The 19,990-nt window shown below is 45.2% G+C and carries 26 protein-coding genes and 1 tRNA gene; 19 read left to right on the forward strand and 8 right to left on the reverse strand.

Annotated elements, in window-relative coordinates:
• Window positions 1-34: 34 nt before the first annotated feature.
• The 3 genes from AXG56_RS01515 to AXG56_RS01525 all read left to right on the forward strand — a co-directional run bounded on the left by AXG56_RS01515 (window position 35) and on the right by AXG56_RS01525 (window position 3,482).
• Complete coding sequence (locus AXG56_RS01515) at window positions 35-1,897, forward strand: monovalent cation:proton antiporter family protein (RefSeq protein WP_008638718.1); 1,863 nt, start codon at window positions 35-37, stop codon at window positions 1,895-1,897.
• A gap of 114 nt (window positions 1,898-2,011) precedes the next feature.
• A complete protein-coding gene (fabI, locus tag AXG56_RS01520; RefSeq protein ID WP_008638716.1) occupies window positions 2,012-2,791 on the forward strand; it encodes an enoyl-ACP reductase FabI in 780 nt (259 codons plus the stop codon).
• A 151-nt stretch (window positions 2,792-2,942) separates the two neighbouring features.
• Window positions 2,943-3,482, forward strand: a complete 540-nt coding sequence (locus AXG56_RS01525; protein ID WP_008638713.1) for a CotO family spore coat protein — start codon at window positions 2,943-2,945, stop codon at window positions 3,480-3,482.
• Window positions 3,483-3,521: 39 nt separating this feature from the next.
• Here the strand turns inward: AXG56_RS01525 and AXG56_RS01530 are convergent, their stop codons facing one another.
• Window positions 3,522-4,025: a CotY/CotZ family spore coat protein gene (locus AXG56_RS01530; RefSeq protein ID WP_026578375.1), complete on the reverse strand. Its 504-nt coding sequence runs from the start codon at window positions 4,023-4,025 to the stop codon at window positions 3,522-3,524.
• A gap of 190 nt (window positions 4,026-4,215) precedes the next feature.
• On the opposite strand from AXG56_RS01530, the gene AXG56_RS01535 reads away from it, so the two are divergent.
• The 5 genes from AXG56_RS01535 (at window position 4,216) to AXG56_RS01555 (ending at window position 6,343) form a co-directional block, all read left to right on the forward strand.
• Entirely contained in the window at window positions 4,216-4,464 is a 249-nt protein-coding gene (locus AXG56_RS01535; protein ID WP_008638709.1) for a hypothetical protein, read from the forward strand.
• A gap of 68 nt (window positions 4,465-4,532) precedes the next feature.
• Window positions 4,533-4,859 (forward strand): DUF1360 domain-containing protein, encoded by a 327-nt coding sequence (locus AXG56_RS01540; RefSeq protein ID WP_008638708.1) that lies wholly within the window; start codon window positions 4,533-4,535, stop codon window positions 4,857-4,859.
• A 50-nt stretch (window positions 4,860-4,909) separates the two neighbouring features.
• Complete coding sequence (locus tag AXG56_RS19625; RefSeq protein WP_193743891.1) at window positions 4,910-5,074, forward strand: hypothetical protein; 165 nt, start codon at window positions 4,910-4,912, stop codon at window positions 5,072-5,074.
• Between the two features lie 47 nt (window positions 5,075-5,121).
• Complete coding sequence (locus AXG56_RS01550; protein ID WP_008638706.1) at window positions 5,122-5,409, forward strand: hypothetical protein; 288 nt, start codon at window positions 5,122-5,124, stop codon at window positions 5,407-5,409.
• Between the two features lie 22 nt (window positions 5,410-5,431).
• A complete protein-coding gene (locus AXG56_RS01555; protein ID WP_062512916.1) occupies window positions 5,432-6,343 on the forward strand; it encodes an MBL fold metallo-hydrolase in 912 nt (303 codons plus the stop codon).
• Here the strand turns inward: AXG56_RS01555 and AXG56_RS01560 are convergent.
• The 4 genes from AXG56_RS01560 to AXG56_RS01575 all read right to left on the reverse strand — a co-directional run bounded on the left by AXG56_RS01560 (window position 6,323) and on the right by AXG56_RS01575 (window position 8,828).
• Entirely contained in the window at window positions 6,323-7,000 is a 678-nt protein-coding gene (locus AXG56_RS01560) for a DUF421 domain-containing protein (RefSeq protein WP_008638704.1), read from the reverse strand. The two genes, AXG56_RS01555 and AXG56_RS01560, sit on opposite strands and share 21 nt — an antisense overlap.
• 110 nt (window positions 7,001-7,110) lie before the next feature.
• Window positions 7,111-7,536 carry a GNAT family N-acetyltransferase gene (locus AXG56_RS01565; protein ID WP_062512918.1) on the reverse strand — a complete coding sequence of 142 codons (426 nt, stop codon included), beginning with the start codon at window positions 7,534-7,536 and terminating at the stop codon, window positions 7,111-7,113.
• A gap of 9 nt (window positions 7,537-7,545) precedes the next feature.
• The gene (locus tag AXG56_RS01570) at window positions 7,546-8,061 is read right to left on the reverse strand and encodes a YjcG family protein (protein ID WP_008638702.1); all 516 of its coding nucleotides are present in this window, start codon (window positions 8,059-8,061) and stop codon (window positions 7,546-7,548) included.
• A 38-nt stretch (window positions 8,062-8,099) separates the two neighbouring features.
• Window positions 8,100-8,828, reverse strand: a complete 729-nt coding sequence (locus tag AXG56_RS01575) for an esterase family protein (RefSeq protein WP_008638700.1) — start codon at window positions 8,826-8,828, stop codon at window positions 8,100-8,102.
• A 251-nt stretch (window positions 8,829-9,079) separates the two neighbouring features.
• Between AXG56_RS01575 and AXG56_RS01580 the strand changes: the two genes are divergently transcribed.
• Window positions 9,080-9,152, forward strand: a tRNA-Val gene (locus AXG56_RS01580).
• A gap of 357 nt (window positions 9,153-9,509) precedes the next feature.
• Here AXG56_RS01580 and AXG56_RS19720 read toward each other — a convergent pair.
• Entirely contained in the window at window positions 9,510-11,567 is a 2,058-nt protein-coding gene (locus AXG56_RS19720) for a hypothetical protein (protein WP_235601455.1), read from the reverse strand.
• Window positions 11,568-11,902: 335 nt separating this feature from the next.
• On the opposite strand from AXG56_RS19720, the gene AXG56_RS01590 reads away from it, so the two are divergent.
• From AXG56_RS01590 to AXG56_RS01635, 9 genes are all read left to right on the forward strand, one after another.
• Window positions 11,903-12,250, forward strand: coding sequence for a multidrug efflux SMR transporter (locus AXG56_RS01590; RefSeq protein ID WP_008638120.1), 348 nt, complete (start codon window positions 11,903-11,905; stop codon window positions 12,248-12,250).
• Window position 12,251: 1 nt separating this feature from the next.
• Window positions 12,252-12,566, forward strand: a complete 315-nt coding sequence (locus AXG56_RS01595) for a multidrug efflux SMR transporter (protein ID WP_026578380.1) — start codon at window positions 12,252-12,254, stop codon at window positions 12,564-12,566.
• Between the two features lie 24 nt (window positions 12,567-12,590).
• A complete protein-coding gene (locus AXG56_RS01600; protein ID WP_008638118.1) occupies window positions 12,591-12,872 on the forward strand; it encodes a monovalent cation/H+ antiporter complex subunit F in 282 nt (93 codons plus the stop codon).
• A 66-nt stretch (window positions 12,873-12,938) separates the two neighbouring features.
• Window positions 12,939-13,523 (forward strand): TetR/AcrR family transcriptional regulator, encoded by a 585-nt coding sequence (locus tag AXG56_RS01605; protein ID WP_008638116.1) that lies wholly within the window; start codon window positions 12,939-12,941, stop codon window positions 13,521-13,523.
• A 195-nt stretch (window positions 13,524-13,718) separates the two neighbouring features.
• Window positions 13,719-14,063: a PadR family transcriptional regulator gene (locus AXG56_RS01610; RefSeq protein WP_008638115.1), complete on the forward strand. Its 345-nt coding sequence runs from the start codon at window positions 13,719-13,721 to the stop codon at window positions 14,061-14,063.
• Between the two features lies 1 nt (window position 14,064).
• Window positions 14,065-15,333 carry an FtsW/RodA/SpoVE family cell cycle protein gene (locus AXG56_RS01615; RefSeq protein ID WP_062512920.1) on the forward strand — a complete coding sequence of 423 codons (1,269 nt, stop codon included), beginning with the start codon at window positions 14,065-14,067 and terminating at the stop codon, window positions 15,331-15,333.
• A gap of 233 nt (window positions 15,334-15,566) precedes the next feature.
• The gene (locus tag AXG56_RS19850; protein WP_369815259.1) at window positions 15,567-16,514 is read left to right on the forward strand and encodes a hypothetical protein; all 948 of its coding nucleotides are present in this window, start codon (window positions 15,567-15,569) and stop codon (window positions 16,512-16,514) included.
• Between the two features lie 185 nt (window positions 16,515-16,699).
• Window positions 16,700-17,485, forward strand: a complete 786-nt coding sequence (locus AXG56_RS01625; protein WP_062512922.1) for a hypothetical protein — start codon at window positions 16,700-16,702, stop codon at window positions 17,483-17,485.
• 287 nt (window positions 17,486-17,772) lie between these two features.
• The gene (locus AXG56_RS01635; RefSeq protein WP_008638111.1) at window positions 17,773-18,246 is read left to right on the forward strand and encodes a glutathione peroxidase; all 474 of its coding nucleotides are present in this window, start codon (window positions 17,773-17,775) and stop codon (window positions 18,244-18,246) included.
• Window positions 18,247-18,322: 76 nt separating this feature from the next.
• On the opposite strand, the gene AXG56_RS01640 is transcribed toward AXG56_RS01635, so the two are convergent.
• Entirely contained in the window at window positions 18,323-18,988 is a 666-nt protein-coding gene (locus AXG56_RS01640) for a hypothetical protein (protein WP_062512925.1), read from the reverse strand.
• 166 nt (window positions 18,989-19,154) lie between these two features.
• Here AXG56_RS01640 and AXG56_RS01645 point away from each other — a divergent pair, with 166 nt between their 5' ends.
• Window positions 19,155-19,400, forward strand: a complete 246-nt coding sequence (locus AXG56_RS01645) for a hypothetical protein (protein ID WP_062512927.1) — start codon at window positions 19,155-19,157, stop codon at window positions 19,398-19,400.
• Between the two features lie 47 nt (window positions 19,401-19,447).
• Here the strand turns inward: AXG56_RS01645 and AXG56_RS01650 are convergent, their stop codons facing one another.
• A complete protein-coding gene (locus tag AXG56_RS01650) occupies window positions 19,448-19,960 on the reverse strand; it encodes a DUF3189 family protein (RefSeq protein WP_062512929.1) in 513 nt (170 codons plus the stop codon).
• Between the last annotated feature and the right edge of the window lie 30 nt (window positions 19,961-19,990).

Genomic DNA, 19,990 nt, shown 5'->3' on the forward strand with positions numbered 1-19,990 from the left:
CATCAACTAGGAATAGTTGGAGAGGGGGGTACGTATGGAACATGGTGCTTCAGTAACTTCGCTCGTTATTGTCATTATCGCCGCATTCCTTACACCAATTTTACTACACCGATTTAAATTAACGATGATACCGGTGGTAGTAGCTGAAATTATCGTCGGCTTGATCATTGGTCAAAGTGGATTTGACCTCGTTGATCAGGGGAGCTGGCTTGAAATACTCTCGACGCTTGGGTTCATCTTCCTGATGTTCTTAAGCGGTCTGGAGATTGATTTTTCGATTTTCGCAAGAAAGAAAAAGAAAGCAAAACCGGAAAACCAAAATACTGGTGCTCCGAACCCGGTCTGGGTGGCGACGCTTGTATTCCTGGGGATCTTCGTCATATCCCTGGCCTTATCGTTCGCCTTCGTATGGGCCGGCTTCATCGATAATGCCTTCTTAATGACGTTGATTATTTCAACAATATCCCTTGGTGTCGTCGTTCCTACTTTGAAAGATGCCCAAATGATGAAGACAACGATCGGACAGACGATTCTGTTGATCGCCGTCATTGCAGACCTGGTGACGATGATTCTCCTTGCGGTATTTGTCTCCATTTATGGAGAGAGCGGAGGAAATACGTGGCTCTTGTTGATTCTGTTCGCAGCCGGTGTGCTTTTCTATTACATTGGCAAGAAGTTCCGTCATCAGTCCTATGTAGAAACGATGACCAAAGGGACGATTCAGATCGATACCCGTGCGGTCTTCACGCTGATCCTTCTGCTTGTAGCCCTGTCGGAACAGGTAGGGGCAGAAAACATCCTCGGTGCGTTCCTTGCCGGGACGTTAGTATCTCTATTGTCTCCAAACCCGGAAATGGTCAAGCGGCTGGACAGCTTCGGTTACGGTTTCCTTATTCCGATCTTCTTCGTAATGGTCGGTGTGGAAATCGATATTTGGAGCTTGTTTACAGATACGAGAGTGCTTCTTTTAATACCGCTCTTGTTCTTGGCCTTGCTTGTCTCCAAGGTCGTACCTGCCCTGCTTCTCAGCAAGTGGTATGACATGAAGACCGTATTCGGTTCGGGATTCATCCTCACTTCGACGCTTTCCCTTGTCATCGCTGCAGCGGCGATCGGGAAGCGTGAAGGAATGATCGATGATCAGATGGAAGGCGCGCTTATTCTCGTCGCCGTCTTAACATGCCTGATCGGACCGATTCTCTTCAAGAAAATCTACGGCAGATTTGAAGAGGAAGACCACAAAACGGTCGTTTCTTTCGTCGGTTCCAACCGGATGACGCTGCCGGTCGTGAGAGAGCTTGACGTCAACGCGTATGAAACGCACCTCTATCATATGAAAATGGATAAGATCGATGACCGGATTACGAGGCAGTGCTTCGATATCAAGGAGCTCGATGACTATGATGTCGAGCAGATGAAGGAAATCGGAGTATTCGATGTCGATCTTCTCGTCGCATCGACAGGGGATGAAGAGCGGAACGCCAAGATTGCCCGCTTTGCGAAAGAGCAGGGAGTCGAGCGCGTCATCGCAAGAATCGAATCCACCGACCTCGCTCAGGAAATGAAGGACTTGAACGTAAGTGTGTTCTCTGTATTCCTTTCGACGAAAGCATTGCTTAAAGCCATGATCGAAGCGCCGAATGTCCTGGATATCCTTACAACTCAGGAGAACGCGTTGTATCAGATCAATATGAATAATTCCATTTATAACGGCACTCACCTCCGTGAGTTTCCTTTCACCGGGGACGTTATTATGGTTCGTATCTTCCGAGGAAAAGATTCCATCGTCCCTCATGGAGATACCGAACTGAAAATGGGTGACCGCCTGATTGTCACCGGTTCCCATGAATATGTGGAAGAATTAAAAGCAGAATTAGAATACTGTGAATGGTGCTGAGAAGAAGCCTCCCAATGATTGGGAGGCTCTTTTTGTACATTGTCATATGTAAGCCTTTCCGCTAAAATAGGAGCAGGTACTAATATCAAATGCTAATTTAGGAGGATTTAACGGATGAATTTTTCTTTGGAAAATCGTACGTACGTCGTCATGGGTGTCGCTAACAAGCGGAGCATCGCCTGGGGAATAGCAAGGTCGCTGCATGCGGCAGGAGCACGTCTCATTTTCACCGTAGCATCCGAGCGTTTCAAGAAAGCTGTGCAAGACCTTGCTGATACATTGGAAGGCGGACCGGAATCCCTTGTATATGAGTGTGATGTAACGGACGATGAAGCGATCATCCAGACATTTGAACAAATCGGACAAGATGTAGGCGTCATCCACGGACTTGCGCACTGTATCGCTTTCGCCAACAGGGAAGAGCTGAAGAATGAGTATTTGAATACAAGCAGGGACGGTTTCCTGACGGCCCATAACATCAGCTCCTATTCCTTAACGGCTGTTGCACGGGCAGCCCAACCGTTGATGAAGGAGGGCGGCAGCATCCTTACGATGACATATCTCGGCGGAGAACAGGTCGTGAAGAACTACAACGTCATGGGTGTAGCCAAAGCTAGTCTGGATGCGAGCGTGAAGTACCTGGCCAATGATTTAGGCAAACACAACATTCGCGTCAATGCCATTTCGGCAGGTCCGATCCGTACTTTGTCCGCCAAAGGTGTCGGGGACTTCAATCAGATTCTTCAGGTCATTGAAGAACGTGCTCCGCTCCGCCGTCCAGTGACGCAGGAGGAAGTGGGGGATACCGGGTATTACCTCATGAGTGATTTGTCCCGCGGAGTGACCGGAGAAATTATTCACGTTGATGGCGGCTTCAGTACCGTCGCGTACTGAAATCCAAATAATCATAGGAAATGCGCCTTTCTCTAATCAGGAAGGCGTTTTTTTGATGGAAAGGTTTTGTCATAATGCAGGAAAAGTGAACATGAAAGGGAACTTGGGCATATACATAGAATGATGATCGAATGGAAAAGGAGAGATCCCTATGGCCGAAGAGAAACGCCTTGCACAGCAGCCAATGCTTTATATTGTACAGCCAAAATTGAAGCCGGCGGAAGTTCCGATGCAAACGAGCTTCCGGACGCAGCGGAAGTCGGTGGACGCGAGTGTGCCATCAGCGGAACCGGCAGCGAAAGAAACATCGGCTCAAGAGAAAGAGACAAGGATGCGCCGTCAACAAGCACCGCATGTGGAAGAATTGTCGAAGCTCAAGAAGGAGGAGGAACAAGCGCCCGGCGATCCTCCTGCCAGTAAAGCGGGACAGGAAGAGAAGCGGACGCCTACGTCGCGGGAACGAAGGCAGGGGTTCCATGAGTTGTCCCTGGAAGAGAAAGTGAACTATTTCTTCAAGCTTTCTCCCCACGTGCCGAAGATGAAGTGTGAAGTGAAAACAGCGGAAGAGCAGTACAAAGGCTACATCACCGATTATCAGGATGGTGTGGTGCATATGAAAGTGTTCCAGCGGCCGTTCGAGCGGACGGTTCCCTTTGCGGACATTACGGACATCCGTCTTCTCGGTTTCTAAATGCATAAAAAACCGCGCTTTGTGGGCGCGGTTTTTGTTTTATAGTGTGGCTGCTGCCGGCAGACAAGTTACGTGGCAGAAGCAGTTCAAATCAACCGTGATGCAGATTCCGGAAGCGCGCAGGTTGCGGCAGCTTTGGTCTGCTGGAGATTTAGGATCGCAGTCGTGTTTTCCACGGAAGTCCTCGTCTCCACTCTCTTCGTCATCCCCGCGGTGCCAACGGTCGGCGAATAGAAGTTCGAGGATTGCACATCCGTCATTGTCTACGGATTTAACGCGGAAGAAGAAGCTTCCTCTTACGTCACAGCCTTCTCCGCTTCGCTTAGAACCGTATCCTTTGAAAGGTTTGCATCCATCTTTGCAGTATAGGATGACAGGAACCGTATCGAATCCGGAACCTCCGCCCGTGTCACCTAGAAGATCAGCGATTGACTGCTCACAGCTTGTTGTGCAATCATGCATCACATCGTTCTGTGCATCGACGATATCTTTAAGAATATCGATTACACAAGAGCCTGAATCGTAATTTTTACCACAGCTCATTATTATTTTCCCCTTTCCATACGCATTGACGTATCGTCTTTACTACAATATGTCGGTGCGCTTTGTCGGTGTGGGCATTTGACTCTTTTCAACAAAACGGCAAGTTTTTTTCCATGGATGGGCAGACGACTATACCCAATCAGGGCAAACGCCATAGATTAACAGTGAATTCGAATAAGGAGTGAATGGAATGTCTGAAAAGAAAAAGGTCATCCATGTGAAGGATCTTATCATTAAAGCAGATAACGTCATCATCGAACCACAGCACCATCGTCCTGACCACCACGGTCAAAAGGACAGAGACGATTTCGTCGATCCATTTTTCGGGGGACGCCGGCATAGAGAAGAGGCTGCAGAAGAAAGCAGCTCCAGAGAAAAACACCATAAAAAAGAAGATGATGAATCTTCAGATCGCCGCGGAGGATTCCGCTGGTTCTGATCCGTTTCGGTTTGTCGGCCACTACCAAAAGCGTAGTGGCTTTTTCTTCATGGAGAGGATGAAGGTATATGTTAAGTGTGTTTGAATTTCTGTTGATCGGTCTGGCCAGCTTCCGTTTGACCCGTTTGTTGGTCGCGGACTATATCTTTGAATGGCTCCGGAAACCGTTCATGGAAACAAAAATCGTCAAGAATGAAGAGGGAATCGAGGAAGAGTGGATTGAACCGAAAGGGTTTATCGGGGAAGGTCTCAGCTGCCAGTGGTGTGTCGGTGTCTGGTCCTCGCTGTTAATGCTTCTCTTCTATATGATTGTTCCTTACGGAGAATGGCTCATCTGGCTGTTAGCCGTCGCCGGGATCCAGTCGATGTTGTACTTGTGGACCGATCGGCTGTGAGTGAGGAAAAAAAGGATAAGACGTTATTTGATGTATTGCAGGAAATAAATATGGAAACGTCGAAAAACTATGGCATCATCCGTCAACCGGAGAAGAAATTCGGCCAGTGGGAGAAGGACTTCCAAGCCTGGGAGGGGCGCTTCGATAAGCGGATGACGGACATGGAAGCTTTCCTGAATAAACAAATAGGAAAAATGGAAGGGTTCTTTGAGTGAGTAGCATAGGCGGAATGCGGGTATAGAAAGAAAAAGGAGGGAGCAGGATGGGATATATTCTGCCGGTCCATTTCTATCAGTATCAGGATTATCAGGAACGGGTCGTGGAAGCACACCGGACATCATATGGCATAGAGAAGGTTTTTCAGGCGGACCTCGCATCAAAGCTCCGACACGGTGATCATCCGGAGGTAGAAAAGCAGAAGTATGAACCGCTCTCAACGCTATACACATCCGGCCGCTTTCATGCATCCGAGCAGCCGTCTCCGAAGAAAGTGGAAAATGTTTTCTCGGAAATGACAGGAAAAGGACGCCGTTTCAGCGAAGAAGTATGAAAACGCTGAAAGGGTGGAGGACGTGTCATTTACTGCGATAAACGACCATTGTTTCTACTGGGAAGGTTCCGTCAATATCGGCTATGTAAATAAAGGGGAGAGTGGTCTGCTTATAGACGCGGGACTCGACCGCTCTTCTATAAAAAAGGTGCTCAAGGAGATCAGGAAAAGGGATCTTCCATTGACGCACCTTTTTATTACGCACGCACACGCGGATCATTACGGAGGCGCATCGTATGTGCAGGAACAGTATGATGTCCATACGATGGCTGCTCCGCTTGAAGAGGCTGTCTTACGCTATCCGCAACTGGAGCCGCTCTATTTGTCCGGTGGCAACGATCCGGTTCCAGAGCTCAACAATAAGTTTCTGCAGGGGCCGCCAGTTCGGATAGACGATGTGGTAGGTGCAGGGAAATTTCCAATAGGGGAGATGGAAGGGGAAACGTTTTTCCTTCCGGGCCACAGCTATCATCAGCTCGGTATTAAAGTGGAAGGAGTGTTATATGCGGCCGACAGCTATTTCGGCATCGATACCTTACATAAGCACAAAATCCCTTATTTAACAGATGCACATGCTGCTTTGGAGAGTCTTCGGCAGCTTCGGGATATTCCATGTGAAGGATCCCTTCCGGGGCACGGGGAGTATGAAACAGATCATACGGCTGTAATCGATGCAAATATCGCCTATCATGAAGGAATTCTCCATTGGCTGCATCGATTTATCAGAGGCCGTGACGGAGTATCACAGGAAGAGGTGATAACGGCGATGTGCAGCCGGTACGAAGTGGAAACGAAGGGGCTTTCCCAGTTTCTTTTATATCGGACGGCCGTCACGGCCTATTTGATCGGATTAAAAAAAGCGGGCCTCATCGAGGACCGCGTGGAGGGGAACCGCTGGATGTTCCACTCTGCTTCACATGCTGAGAATATATAACTGTTTGTCGCCGTCTGTATATTCGGCATACATGATTTCCTTAGGCTCGTTGTAATTCTGTGCCTTCAGCTGGCGCTCGAGCCAGGCTTCGTCAAAACCAGCTTCCATCAGGTTGTCCCAAATGATCTCACCGTCGCTGATGATGGTCCTCGGCAGCGGCACCTCTTCCGGTGTCAGTTTCATATCGTCCCTCGTCACGTTCTGAAACTGCGATGCCTTCAAAACAGACATCGTACCGTCCGTTTCCAAAAGAGCATACTGGACTTCCTTCATGGAAAACACGTCTTTCGAACGAAGCAGGTGTTGGAGCTGGTCGAGATCGAGTTTGTTTTTCTTCAACTGCTCTCTGTCGATTTTTCCTTTGTAGATGATCAGGGAGGGCATACCTTCAAGCAGTTTCCTTGTCCCTTTGAACTTCTCCGTGATGATTTCCGTCGTATAGATAAGAATGCTCCATAAGAGGATGGCATACCCGATATCAAGGACGCCGACTTCCGGATCATAGAGAGCATTACCGACCAGCTCCCCTAGGACAAGAGCCGCGATGAAGTCGAACGCCGTAATCTGTGTAATTTGGGATTTACCGAGTACTTTTGTCATGATGAAGAGGGCGACAAAGCCGAACAGTGTTTCTATTGTGATGTTTATATAATCCATATTGTCACGATCCCTTATAACTTCTTATACGCTCCATTGTAGTCAAAAAAATGTATGCTTAAACAGAAGTAGAAGGCAAAAGAAAAGCCGCCGGGAAAGGCGGCTTTTTCTCAGCTTAGTTTTTTGACCATGGTCACGTGCGGGATGCCGGCATCCATGAACTCCCCGGATATGGTGACATATCCTAACGATTCATAAAATTTCTCTGCCTGGGTCTGTGCATTCAATTTCGCTTTGTCATACGCGTATTCACGCGTCACGGCTTCCATTTCTTCGATCATCTTTCTGCCGTACGAACGGCCGCGCTGATCTTTCATGACACAGATTCGCTCGAGCTTCCCATACCCGTTCACGAAGCGGAGTCTGGACGCGGCGACTGGTTCTCCGCTCTCATATCCGACGAAGTGAATCGCCGATTCTTCCAATTCGTCAATCTCCAATTCCTCCGGGACGTGCTGTTCCTCTACGAAAACCGTGCGCCTGACATAATAAGCATCCTGACGCTGGCTGTCTTTGGTGACTTTAACGATGTCCATCAAAGCAGATCACCCTTGGCCGAGGCGGAACGTTTCATAAACGCTCCATGCACCGTTTTCTAATTGATAAAGAAGCTGGAAGCGGTCCACTTCATCCTGAAGATCGAATTTAAGCATACGCAGGCTGCCGTATACATCAGAGAATTCCTCATCCGAAAGCTTCTGGGCGATCGTGATGTGCGGAACGAATTGATACGCACGCTCTTCCGGCATCTGGCCGGCATGTAGTTTATCGTTCAAAGCGAAGATCTCTTCGGATGGATCGATCTTCAAATAAATAGTATTGGTCACCGGTGAAAAAGAGCTGACTTTATAGACGCCGTAGGAGAAAGGCTGTGTTTCTTTAGCGATTTCCTTCAATTCAGGGATGATGGTGTTTTCAATTTCCGCCTCATCCGCTTCAAACGGCTCCTTCATCGTAATGTGCGGGGGAACAAGCGCATAATGGGGATCGTAACGCTTGCGGTAAGAATTCGCCACATCCTGGACTTTTTTCGATGGAAAAACTGCAATGCCGTATTTCATTAGGCTAACCCTCCTGATTCTTCCTTTATATGTTTCCATTATTCTTTCCCAAACATGTTCAACAAAGCACGTTCAAAATCCTGCTGCCAAGAGCCCCATGTATGATCTCCGTCCAATTCATGATACGTATAGCTGAGCGGCTGACGTTCAAGAAAGTCGCGGAGCTCGCGGTTCGGAGTAAGGAAATCCAGCGTGTCTCCATCTGTCGTGACAACGGATGTTTCTTCCTTGCCGATTGTATGGTCGATCGTAAGCGCGGAGAAGTCGCGGGCAGACGCCAGTACCTCCATTACATGCTCATCCACATAAGGACTCTGTGCAATAACATTACCGAAAATATTCGGAAACTTGGCTGCCGTCATCAAGCCGAGCGTGCCGGCAAGCGAATCTCCGGCAAGCGTGCGTCCACGGCCCATATGGTAGCCGGGGAGCTCTTCATCAAGAAACGGAACGACTTCCCGAATGAGAAAATTCACATAATCGCCCTGACGTGAACCGTCCGGATGATACTTTTCACGGCGGTCGTACTTATCCTGATAATGGATGCCGATGAAAATCGTATTCTCTATCCGGTTGTCGCGGTGCAGCTTATCACTGAGTGTCGCCGCCCGTCCCATTTGGAAGTAGTCGTTTCCATCCTGCATGATACAGAAATGGTATTTATACAAGGAGGAGAAATTCTTCGGCTTGTACACCTTCAGCTTCATCGTCTCCTGTAAGTAGACACTTTCTATTTCATACTCTGTCATGGATCCTTCCCTACCCATATTCCAGCCACCTCCTCACAACAGGGAAATTCACAAAAAAATTCCCTTCCTATATCCAATGTAAACGTGTTCTCACTTATTTTATCATACTATTGTGTAAAAAGTTGAATGGAAGAGAAAGGAGGATTTAATAGAGGAAAAGAAGGGAATTTACATTTTGTTAAAAATATTTTTAATATCCGTTGACATCTTTCTCGATCCATAGTATATTATTACTTGTCAGCAGGAAACGCCGACAACATACTACATACGATTCCGTAGCTCAGCTGGGAGAGCGCCACCTTGACAGGGTGGAGGTCGTTGGTTCGAGCCCAATCGGAATCATCTTACAAAGTGCTGGAATGGCGCAGTTTCTCAAAAAGGAGAGGCTGCGTCATTTCTATTTATTTTAGGTGTTGTTGCCGAAATTGAAAATTTCCCTTCGTTACTCTTCGAAAAAGGCCTATCTATCTTATGAGTTGCTTCTTGATCGCTTTCTCCTCCACGTATACGTATGCATCCTTTTCCTATATACACCGTGTATAGGTATGAAGTGCTCCTATAAGTGGTTGTAAATAAATCAGCTATATACGTTTACACCAGACCCCATCTTTGGAATTACTACACGAAATGAAATGAATAAAACCTATTCAATAGGTGAATAAGTTTTATTCATTAATGATAATCTGGTTAAAGAATTATTTAAGGTACATCCGTACAATCACCTATGAACGTAATTGGATTTATATTGGCCGTGAAAAAGGTGGAGAAGGTGTTTCCGGAAAAGTCTGTGGCATCCACAGTCCAAACCGCTAAACCTCCTGAAATTCCCCGAGTTATTGTTACCTCGTAAACGCCTGAAGGTAGAACATTACCCGTTGCGCGGGCTGTTCCTCTGACGTAGGCGAATGTATTACCTTCACATGCAATTTCTATTCTTCGACCCGCAAGAAAATTAATTGAATTACCCCCACTATCAAAGGAAACGTTGAAGTTATTGACTGCAGGATTACACATTGGAGAAGAAGTAAAACACTGAACAGATGTCACGTTAATTGTTCCTTCTGAAAATTCCCCCACTCCACCAACAGTAATTTCAACTAACGCTGGTGCCGAGCCACCGGCAACTCCTATTCTAAATTTACATGGACATTGATCAACGGTAGGGCATTCCACTTGTACTCCGATACTTGCACTAACACTTTGACCGTTAACAATGGTGGAAGCTGTTATTGCTGTGGATAGAATAGGGGTTCCTTCAGGAATTATTAGTGTAGTTGTAAATGAACCGTCCGGTTGAGTAGTGGCTTGAATAGGAGTGAAGGATCCTACTGACGGAAAATTGGAAAACTCCACCAAAGCACCATCAACTGGAAGGCCTCCACAAGTTAAGGCTCCTGTTACTTCGCCATCGCAAGTAATTAATGAATCAGCAGCAATGGTTAGGGCGCAATCTGAAGCGCAGCTTACGTTGACTAGTATCGTTTCCACTAACGGTTGACCGTTAACTGTTGCGGTGGCAGTAATTTCGACATCTGTAGGAGGAGTGCCTGTTGGAACAGTTACTCCTGAGAAATAGTTACCAATCGTTCCTGTAGTTGCAGGTGTAGGATCAAAAGTGACAATGGCAGGATTGGCAGTCAAGGTAACTTCAACACCCGGAATAAACGTATTGTCACACCGTACTCTTCCGGAAACAATATTGTTACAGTCAATAGTTTCTGGACCGAATAATGTAAGCAAACAAGGATCAGCCAGGCATCGTGCAATAGTTGGTAAGGTGGTGGATGTATCTGTGCCGTTAACATTTGTAGAGGCTGTAATCTCTATGGGAATCGGCTCCGTTCCCTCATCCACTGTTATTACTGTGGTAAAGTTGCCATTTGCATCAGTTACCGTTGGATCAGGAGAAAAAGATACGACGTCAATGGAGGCGGAAAAGTCGATTAATGCATCTGTTACCCGTTCACCATTACATTCTAGATTTCCAAAAAGTGTCCTTTCACAAACCGTTATAGCAGGGACAAATAAATTTAAGGTACAGAGAACATTGCAATTAAAAGTAGCTTCATCCGCGTTTTTCCGAACCTCAATGTTTGATTGTTGGGTAATCCAGTCGTAGACCTTCTCTACTTTCGTACAAATGGTTTCTGTTTGGACAGGTTCGATACGATTTTGTAAATAAGCGCTCGGTTTTGTTGAAGGTAACGTTTCGGGGACATTTTTTGTTGCATCAGAAGATAAATCGCACGCTGGGGGTATGGCCCGTTCACTACAACGGTCCAAAATTAGTTGCTCTCTTGGACTGCAATAATTTGCTTGTATCCCTATGACTGTATCGGTAACTACCTGAATGTCTAAACATATATCCAAGAATATTTCAACCGATTGAAACATGCCATCCCGACAATTAATACAAGCATCACAGCTAAAATCTCTTACGTTACATACGATATCCGTACCTTCTGGCGCACAAAGGAGTGCGCTTTCAATAGAGAAAAATGGTATTGGATCAGATGTACATGTTTCCAACCCATTGGTGACTTGGATAACAATATAACCTGTCTTTTTTATGGTTACTTTTTGTAAAGTCACCTCTTGATTATTGGGAAGTGTGATGTCTACATTTTCCCTGTCAGTAAGAATGGTACATGTAATACCTGATTGACCTAATGGATTAATGGGACGGCCGGTTGAATCGGATAAGAAACAGCTAACATTCCCTCCATTCTCAAGTAAAATACAAAGTTCTGGGTTCAATTGGATTCCTCCCTAATTTAGTGTATAAACATTTTATGCGTAAATTTAATAAGCTGTTTAGGCGTGAATTTTAATGGATAATATTTCTGTTTTTTTAAGTTGAGATGTTTATTTCCATGAATTTCGACATTATTGATCAGCATTGTGTATTTTTTCTCTTCGCAATTATCCATCTATGCAGCTAGTTATTGTCATTTTCCTCTTTTAGTGGGCTATGCTTTCCGCTTCCACATGCTCAGCAGTCACTTTTAAGTATTGATACTTGAAAGTGGAGGATATTTATCATAAAATCTAACTAACGTTCGTTAGATTTTTTATTATAGGAGGATTTAATAATGGCATGGTTCTATCTTGTTTTAGCTGGTCTGAGTGAAATAGGTTGGGCATTCGGATTGAAACTGTCAGAAGGTTTCACGAACATCCTTTACGTCATCCCGACAGTCATCTTAATCATTTTCAGTTTTTGGTGTTTCTCCAAATCGCTGTCCGTTTTACCGGTATCAACAGCGTATGCGATCTTCACAGGTATAGGAGCATTTGGTACGGGGGTATTGGGGATGTTGTTCCTCGAGGACAGCGTGAGCGTGTTGAAAGTATTGTTACTGGTAGTATTAATCAGCTGCATCATCGGTCTTAAGTTAGTTGGAGAACAACCGGAAGAAGAAGCAGAAAGGAGCGTTTAATATGAGTTGGTTTATTTTGATTATGGCAGGGTTGATGGAAGTTGGGGGCGTAATCTTCCTGAAATTATCGGAGGGGTTTTCCAAACTCAAGCCGACCTTGATTTTTATAATTTTCATGGCATCCAGTTTTCTTTTACTATCCTTATCCTTAAAGTCCATCCCAATAAGCGTCGGCTATGGGATATGGACTGGTGTGGGAGCTGCCGGGAGTGTTCTTTTAGGAATGTTCCTCTTTCATGAGCAAAAAAATCCTAAAAAGATTGCACTCGTTATTGGTGTCATCTCCTGCATTGTAGGATTAAAATTTGTTTCTTAATTCATGGAGGAAGGGGGAGGGACATTGACAGATATCCTTATTTTCACAGTGGATCTATGCATCATCACGGTTGCCATCTCTATTTTAATATTAGTGATTCGTGCGATGAAAGGACCGTCGGAAGCTGATAAATCGGTAGCATTGGACGCTATTGGTATAAACATGATGGCGATGACCGGCCTTTTGGCCATTAAATTGTCTACTACCTGGCTGAGCGATGTCCTTTTACTGATAGGGATTTTGCTTTTTGTAGGAACAGTGGCTACAGCTAAGATTATCGAGAAACGAAATATTATTGAAAAATAAAGGAACTTATGACATAGTGAACTCTGATGAACGCTTGAAGTGCGTGTATGAAAAGGAGTTGTAAGCATGTCAAAAGGGGAAGAGACGAAGAAAAGAATACTTGATAATGCTTTAGTCACCTTTGCGGATAAAGGATATGAGCAAACCTCACTGAAGGACATTGCAGTAAAGTCGAATATAAAGGCGCCGTCTATATACGCTTATTTCTCCAGCAAGGACCATTTGTTTGAAGAAGTTGTTGAGTTAACGATGGCTAAGTATGTCGCATTCATTTCGGAGCAGTATCAGGAACTGTCCTCTTATGATATGGAAAAAAAGCTGTATCACCTGCTGATCGATCTGAATAAGTATTTCTATAATAATAGTATCGGGCTGTTTGTAAGAAGGTTCTTTATTATTCCTCCCGAACCATTCAAAGAGTTGATAAATAGTAAGTATCTGGAGATGGAGCATGCAATTAAGCACCTTCTTCATACCATTTTCAAAGAAGAAGATGGGAACGATACATTCGTAGATTTTGAAGTGATACTCACTTCCTATTTGTGTATATTGGATGGAACGTTAATCTATTTGATGAATTTCCCTTATGACGTGTATAGGAAACGGTTGGATGATTCCTGGGGTACTTTCTGGAATGGGATACAAAAATAAAGGACGACCTGCTTCAGCTCCAATCGGTCAAGAGAACAGGAATAAAATATAGTCCAAACCGTGGAATCGAGGCGCTTCTTTTAAAGACGTCTCGATTTTTATTTGTCATCTTATTGACAAACGCTTGAGGACGGCATATCCTTATACCTAGATAAACTATGCATAGTAATTCTAGGTATGAGGAGTGATGGACAAATGAAGGTCAACAAAGAGTTATTGAAAGGCAGCACCTCCATCCTCATCCTCAGCCTGCTCAATAACAGGCCCATGTACGGGTATGAATTGATCAGGGTGATGGAAGAGAAGTCGAACGGGGTATTTAGTCTGAAAGAAGGGACACTTTACCCACTGCTGCATTCCCTTGAAAAAAATGAAGTAATCGAGTCGTATTGGGGGCAGGGGGATACCGGGAGAAAGAGAAAGTATTATCGATTAACCGCAGAAGGCAGAGTGTTTATGGAAGAGAAACGAGAAGAGTGGTCTACGTTTAAAGTGGCGGTAGACGATATATTAGCGTGGGAAAGGATGGCATGGGAATAACATGGAAAATCCGATAACAGCGTACATAGATAAGGTTTGCCGGCGAATTAAGAATAAGAGTCTCCATCAAGAGATTAAACTGGAAATAGAAGATCATTTGATGGAGCTTAAAGAGAATGCTCTGCGTAATGGATGTTCAGAAGAGGAAGCGCTGGATCAAGCCTTTTCTCAAATGGGTGACCCGGATGAAATAGGAAAGCAGCTTCATAGAACCCATCGAAGAAAAGTGGAGATGACCATCATTCTGCCCGTATTTATCACTTCGGTCGTCGGCTTGCTTTCCATGTATTTCATTCAATCCTATACTCCTGATGGAATGATCGGATCTATATTTACCAACAGCTTAATTTATTATTTGGCGGGTGCGGCGCTTCTGGCAGTATTCTACTGCCTTGATTATTCGCGTATCCTGCGCTGTTCTTCCTACATCTATGCAGGTGCCATTTTGATACTCCTGCTCAGTTTATTTATCGGCGTCCGGGCAGGGGGAGCTCCTTATTTGGATATAGGTATAGCTATGCTCGACGTTTCCGGTATAAGTGCTTTGATTGTCGGAGTAGCTCTAGCAGGCATCTTTGAGTCTTGGAATTGGAAGAAGCCTGCTGATGGAGTGATCGGCATAGGAATACTTGTCCTTCCGGTTGTGCTGTTGGCAATGATGGGAGTTGTCTCGTACACCCTTTGTTTGTTGATCTGCTTAGTAGTCATGACAGCGTCCGGAGCCGGTTTTAGGCAGGTGACCGGTTTTGTTACAGCTTCAGCAGCTGTTCCCGTCTTCCTCTTTGCATTTGACTTTGCTCCATTTTCCTACTTTGCACCGGAGGCTGTACGAAACAGCGTTGAAATATCCAGCCTTTTGAGTTCGGCCGGGTGGTTCGGAGCAGGTTTCTCTATGAACGCAGGCACTCTTTCTGAAGTTCATACGGACTATATTTTCGTATACGTCATCCATTCTTTTGGTTGGCTGGCTGGAATAAGCCTGCTGTTCCTCATCAGCTTATTCGTCCTTCGGATGATTTATATGTGGAAACAAGTGAAACCTGGGCAGGGGAAGTTAGCAGCGTTAGTGATTGCTGTGGTTATTTCTTTGCACTTTACCATCAGCATCCTGACGAACATGGCTGTCCTTCCGTCCCTGGGAATTGCACTTCCGTTTATGAGCTTCGGTGGTTCTTCCATCCTCATTGATATGGGGGCAGTCGGACTGTTCTTAAATATCTGCCACAGAGGATATGAGGAAACATCAGTAGGAACAGAAGTCCCTGCATGAAGGAAAGGTGACCGCTTTTACAGCTGGTCACCTTTTTTTATGTGAAAGTGAAGTGTGGTATTTTATGTAAAATGTGATAAGATAAAGTCGGCATGTAGTTCCAAATGGAGCGGACAGCACAAGTTTGGAAAATGCAGATTTGGGAGTCGGTAGAAGAAACTAAGTTTCCCGCTGGTATCCAGACGGAGTTCCGGTTTATTCTACTTAATTTGTATCTGAAGGAAGGGTAACGAATGAAAAAAAGAATCATTGTTTTAACAGCCTGTATGATGACAGGCCTCGTCCTGTCCGGCTGCTCCGGGGAGGAAGGACAGAACGACGATCAAGCATCGGATGATAACGTCGAGGAAACGGTCGCTGCAGAAGAATCATCGTCCGATCCGAAAGAAGATGGGGAGGAAAATTCGTCTTCGTCGACAGAAGAGGCACATGCGGAAGAAGCGGCAAGTGATTCATCTTCCAACTCTATCGATACATATTTGCAGGAGAAATACAAAGTTGATCAGGCACATTATGAAACAGATGTCTGGGAGAGTGATTCCGGTGTGACGAATCTTACCGTCAACCTGATGCCGGACACAGAAGCATATAGTCAGGAAATGGACAAGAAATTTCAGAACGGTCAGTCAGAAGTGGAGGAAGACATAGAAAGTCTCTTCGATGTGGCAGCCCGGATCATGAAGGAACTTCCGGAAGAGAAAGGACGGGTCGATTCGGTTAATTGGGTATCCTATGACGGGGAATCCACCGTTACTCTGATCCAAGATTACGAGCATAGTGAAAAGCCGGCCGGCGACGATGCCCTGTCGAAGTATTCGGATGAGCAGATCGAGTATGCACGGGTTTGGCTCCAGCTCGGTCCGAATCAGGATATTGATGAATTGAACGTCCGAATCATTCCTGCGGGAGAGAAGCTGAATCCTGATGACGAAACCAGTGCTGTTTACCCCGAGGACGTCATCCAGTTGGCCGGCTCCCGTTTGGTGGATGGATCGGTCACGTATAGTGGAAATGGGGACGGCACCATCAATGTGTATAATGTTCCGCTGCGCTGGGATGGGAAATATCCGGCAGGGAAAGATTTCTACAATGAAATCATAGAATCCACTAAGCTCGTCCCGGTTGAAACCGCTGAGGATGAGGAAGTCATCCGACTGATCCAACTGCAGAAAATTCAATAAAGGAATGAGATATAAGCTCTTGTTAGCTCTTTTTCATTGTTAATGAATCAGAGGTTCTAACAAGAGTTTTTTTAATTCCAATAAACCTAGTATTTTTACATATAATTACAATAAAGTTAAAAATTATGTTTCTTTTGCCCGCCGGAGGGTAAGTAGTCCTTAATACAGGTGAGGAGGAGTTATTATTGAAAAGTATCCTTCGGTCAGTGTCCTTGATCGTATGCGCTGTGCTGTTTTTCAGTGGAACTTTTGTGTTCTTTCAGGAAGGAAAAGGGAATAGAGTCATATATGCGTCAGAAAAAACGACGTCTATACCCAATGAAATCATTGAAAAAGCAGATCCTTACATTACCATCACACGATCAAATGGAGAGAAACAGGAGGCTGGGACAGCGGATGATTGCGCAGGGGATAATGACCCGGATTGCCCGTACTTACCTGGTGATGGAAAAGAGATCCCTAACCCTGGTGACAAGCAATATATAATAGAGGATGGAACAAAGCCGGTATACTATCAATACAAAATTGATTTAATCGGTTTAATAGAAGAAGTCGGTTCGGAACAAGCGATGGATATTTGGAAAATTGTCCTGGATCGAAATTCCGCCATGAAAAACGTTGATTTTAGAGACGGCACCTATCTTGCGGATACAAAGAGTGTGAAGGTTGCGGCGGTTACTCCTGTGACGGATGGCTTTTCTGCCCAGGATGTCGAATTTGGTGAGAATGACATTGAATTTCATTGGTGGGGAGCAGAATTGTCATTAACAGGGGACATGGTAGGGTATTTAATCGGCCTTGGAGTGGGAGCGGCAGGTTTAGCTTTAGGCCAATTCTTCCCTGGTATCTGGGTAGCTGTCGGAACGTTTGCAGCGGAATCTATAGTTGGTTTGATTTTAACGCTGAATACGCCTGACCCAGTCATCATCACTTATCAATGGGGAGGACAGCCGGTAGTCGAAACACCATAGGAGGGATGCTTTATCAGCAAGGCAGCTATCACGTCGTTAGTTATTGCAGGGTGGGTTATTTTATACTCTCTGCTGTATTTTTTAGTAGCGGAACCCTTGGTAAAGTATCCGTTAATTGGATTAAGCCTGTTGGCGGCGTTCTTCATCCAAAAGAAATTAACGGAGAAATATGCCGATTCAGGAAAAGGAAGATCGTAGCTCTGCTTTTGGCAGGGCTCTTTTTATGAAGCAAAATAGAAGGTGGAAAGCCGGCAGTATTGTATGATAGATACAGGAGGTGGAGGAGAATGTCTGTCTATGAATATGTAGTCCAAGATAAAAGCGGGGGAGAAGTCAGCCTCGGTGATTATGAAGGTAACGTGCTGTTGATTGTCAACACGGCGACGAAGTGCGGCCTTGCAAACCAGTTCGAGGGGTTGGAGGCACTTCATCAGAAATACGAATCGGAAGGGCTGCGCGTGCTCGGCTTCCCTTGTAATCAATTCATGAATCAGGAGCCGGTTTCAGATGAAAACATGGCACAGGAATGTAAAATCAACTTTGGCGTCACGTTTCCGCTTTTCAAGAAGATCCAAGTGAACGGGAAAGATGCTGACCCGTTATATAAGTACCTGAAGACGGAGCAGAAGGGTCTGCTTGGAAGTGATATTAAGTGGAACTTCACCAAGTTCCTTGTCGATCGTAAGGGGAATGTCGTAAAACGGTTCGCTCCGAAGACAAAGCCTGAGCAAATCGAACAGGATATTCAAGAGCTCCTTTAAAGGGAAAAGCCTTCTTTTCGAGGAAGGCTTTTTATTTTGCGCGAATCCCTGATGGAAAATCCGCGATTCCTCTTTTTTACCCTTTTCCTTCCTCGACAGCCTGCTTAATTAGATCAAGCGGGTGTGCTTCCTTTGACTTCTTCTCATACACGACTTTTCCATCCTGCCACTGGATGAGTGTCTGCTTGGAATCGGCAAATCCGTTGATCTTGATGACACCTCTATCCTCCGGGGCCGGGAGGTAGTGGTCCTCTAAATAGTCCACGATATCAGCTGCGAGTTTCTCATTGTCCGGATAGTCAGCATTAGCGTATTGATCATCCAGGGGGAAATCCGTTTCGATCAACCAATTCCCTTCGTTCCAAAGAATGTGTTCATGGCCGGCACCGGCGTCTCTCGAAGCTTTAATGCCGTGGCCGAGTTCCATATTCGTCTGTTCAATCTTCCGATAGTCTTCAATGTAAGCGGCAGCTTGTCTTTCTGTGTCAAAAGATTTTTTTGTGAAAGGACGTGTGTCCTCTCCTTCTGCCGTTTTCTCCGCTTCTGATGAAGAAGCGGTTTCTTTATCTGTCTCTTCGTTCGCTTCATCAAACGCATTCGTCTTATCCTTTACATCGGTTTCCTGTGACTGCTCTGTTGCTGAGGGATCGTCTTCATCGGTTGTTTCGGCATTGGAACTGCAAGCTGCCATGGTTACGGCCATCCCTAAGAAAAGCACAGCCATATAATTTTTTACTTTCATGTAAGATTCCACCTTTATTATGGTATATATCTCTCTTCCTTTTGAACTGCTTCGTTAAACGAAGCAGTTCAAAAGTGGTCGTTCTGATGAAGGTATCCGTTCTTAACGAAACACACTTCCATGCACAGGGAATATGATGTAGGAAAATGTGAGGCGAGGTGCAACAATGCCACTTTCTTTAGTTTTTAATCAAATTGCAGTAAATGCGACGAATGAAAACTCGACGATAGCAACGGGTCAGGTCAACCAGCCTGATTGGACTTGGCAGGGTAAGAACAACAACGCAGCTGGAATAACGGTTGGTTTTTTTGTATCCAATAATACCTTCAACACGCTGATTGATAATGATATCAATGATGCAAATACGGCGAACCCTGAATTGAGTAACCCGCAGCCCAATATTCAATGGTAATGGAATACAGGAAAGAAGAGACCCTTATGGGTTTCTTTTTTATGTTTTTAAATGTGGAAGTCATCATTTTCTAAAACAAGGATTGATTCATCCGTATCTTCTTCTGCGGTCTTAATCGTATGCTCAACAAGGCGGGCAATCAGTGGGTGACACTTTTGGGCCCCTTTAACGAGGAGAGGAACACCGAGGGAATCGATACCGAGCCCCCTGGATAATCCTCCACCTATCGACATCACAAACGGAACGGTAGGGGAAGTGTTGCTGAAGACGATGCGGTCTTCGATATCGAACAATTGGAAGAAGATTTGGCAGAGGTCGTTCAGCGCAGGCACGACTAGATTCTGGGATTTTCGTCCGATGGTGTAGACGTCATGGCCCTTTGAATCCTGTCCGTGGAAAAGCAGTCTCCCTGCGTCTTTTTTTGTCAATTTGTTGAAAAAGGGAATCTCTAAAATGTCTTGTTTATCGAGGGTCTGCCCCTTTTGTAAGTAACCGAGATGATAGGCTGCTGCAATCGACGTGGTATGAGTACCGCCGTAATCGTTATAAATATAAATCATAAGGATGCCTCTTTTCCGTCATAATACTAT

This window comes from Halobacillus sp. KGW1, assembly GCF_001592845.1.
Classification (GTDB): Bacteria; Bacillota; Bacilli; order Bacillales; family Halobacillaceae; genus Halobacillus.

Coding starts and splice junctions, on each gene's coding strand:
- AXG56_RS01515 (WP_008638718.1), top strand. CDS start 35: ATGGAACATGGTGCTTCAGTAACTTCGCTCGTTATTGTCATTATCGCC.
- fabI (WP_008638716.1), top strand. CDS start 2,012: ATGAATTTTTCTTTGGAAAATCGTACGTACGTCGTCATGGGTGTCGCT.
- AXG56_RS01525 (WP_008638713.1), top strand. CDS start 2,943: ATGGCCGAAGAGAAACGCCTTGCACAGCAGCCAATGCTTTATATTGTA.
- AXG56_RS01530 (WP_026578375.1), bottom strand. CDS start 4,025: ATGAGCTGTGGTAAAAATTACGATTCAGGCTCTTGTGTAATCGATATT.
- AXG56_RS01535 (WP_008638709.1), top strand. CDS start 4,216: ATGTCTGAAAAGAAAAAGGTCATCCATGTGAAGGATCTTATCATTAAA.
- AXG56_RS01540 (WP_008638708.1), top strand. CDS start 4,533: ATGTTAAGTGTGTTTGAATTTCTGTTGATCGGTCTGGCCAGCTTCCGT.
- AXG56_RS19625 (WP_193743891.1), top strand. CDS start 4,910: ATGGAAACGTCGAAAAACTATGGCATCATCCGTCAACCGGAGAAGAAA.
- AXG56_RS01550 (WP_008638706.1), top strand. CDS start 5,122: ATGGGATATATTCTGCCGGTCCATTTCTATCAGTATCAGGATTATCAG.
- AXG56_RS01560 (WP_008638704.1), bottom strand. CDS start 7,000: ATGGATTATATAAACATCACAATAGAAACACTGTTCGGCTTTGTCGCC.
- AXG56_RS01565 (WP_062512918.1), bottom strand. CDS start 7,536: ATGGACATCGTTAAAGTCACCAAAGACAGCCAGCGTCAGGATGCTTAT.
- AXG56_RS01570 (WP_008638702.1), bottom strand. CDS start 8,061: ATGAAATACGGCATTGCAGTTTTTCCATCGAAAAAAGTCCAGGATGTG.
- AXG56_RS01575 (WP_008638700.1), bottom strand. CDS start 8,828: ATGGGTAGGGAAGGATCCATGACAGAGTATGAAATAGAAAGTGTCTAC.
- AXG56_RS01590 (WP_008638120.1), top strand. CDS start 11,903: ATGGCATGGTTCTATCTTGTTTTAGCTGGTCTGAGTGAAATAGGTTGG.
- AXG56_RS01595 (WP_026578380.1), top strand. CDS start 12,252: ATGAGTTGGTTTATTTTGATTATGGCAGGGTTGATGGAAGTTGGGGGC.
- AXG56_RS01605 (WP_008638116.1), top strand. CDS start 12,939: ATGTCAAAAGGGGAAGAGACGAAGAAAAGAATACTTGATAATGCTTTA.
- AXG56_RS01610 (WP_008638115.1), top strand. CDS start 13,719: ATGAAGGTCAACAAAGAGTTATTGAAAGGCAGCACCTCCATCCTCATC.
- AXG56_RS01615 (WP_062512920.1), top strand. CDS start 14,065: ATGGAAAATCCGATAACAGCGTACATAGATAAGGTTTGCCGGCGAATT.
- AXG56_RS19850 (WP_369815259.1), top strand. CDS start 15,567: ATGAAAAAAAGAATCATTGTTTTAACAGCCTGTATGATGACAGGCCTC.
- AXG56_RS01635 (WP_008638111.1), top strand. CDS start 17,773: ATGTCTGTCTATGAATATGTAGTCCAAGATAAAAGCGGGGGAGAAGTC.
- AXG56_RS01640 (WP_062512925.1), bottom strand. CDS start 18,988: ATGAAAGTAAAAAATTATATGGCTGTGCTTTTCTTAGGGATGGCCGTA.
- AXG56_RS01645 (WP_062512927.1), top strand. CDS start 19,155: ATGCCACTTTCTTTAGTTTTTAATCAAATTGCAGTAAATGCGACGAAT.
- AXG56_RS01650 (WP_062512929.1), bottom strand. CDS start 19,960: ATGATTTATATTTATAACGATTACGGCGGTACTCATACCACGTCGATT.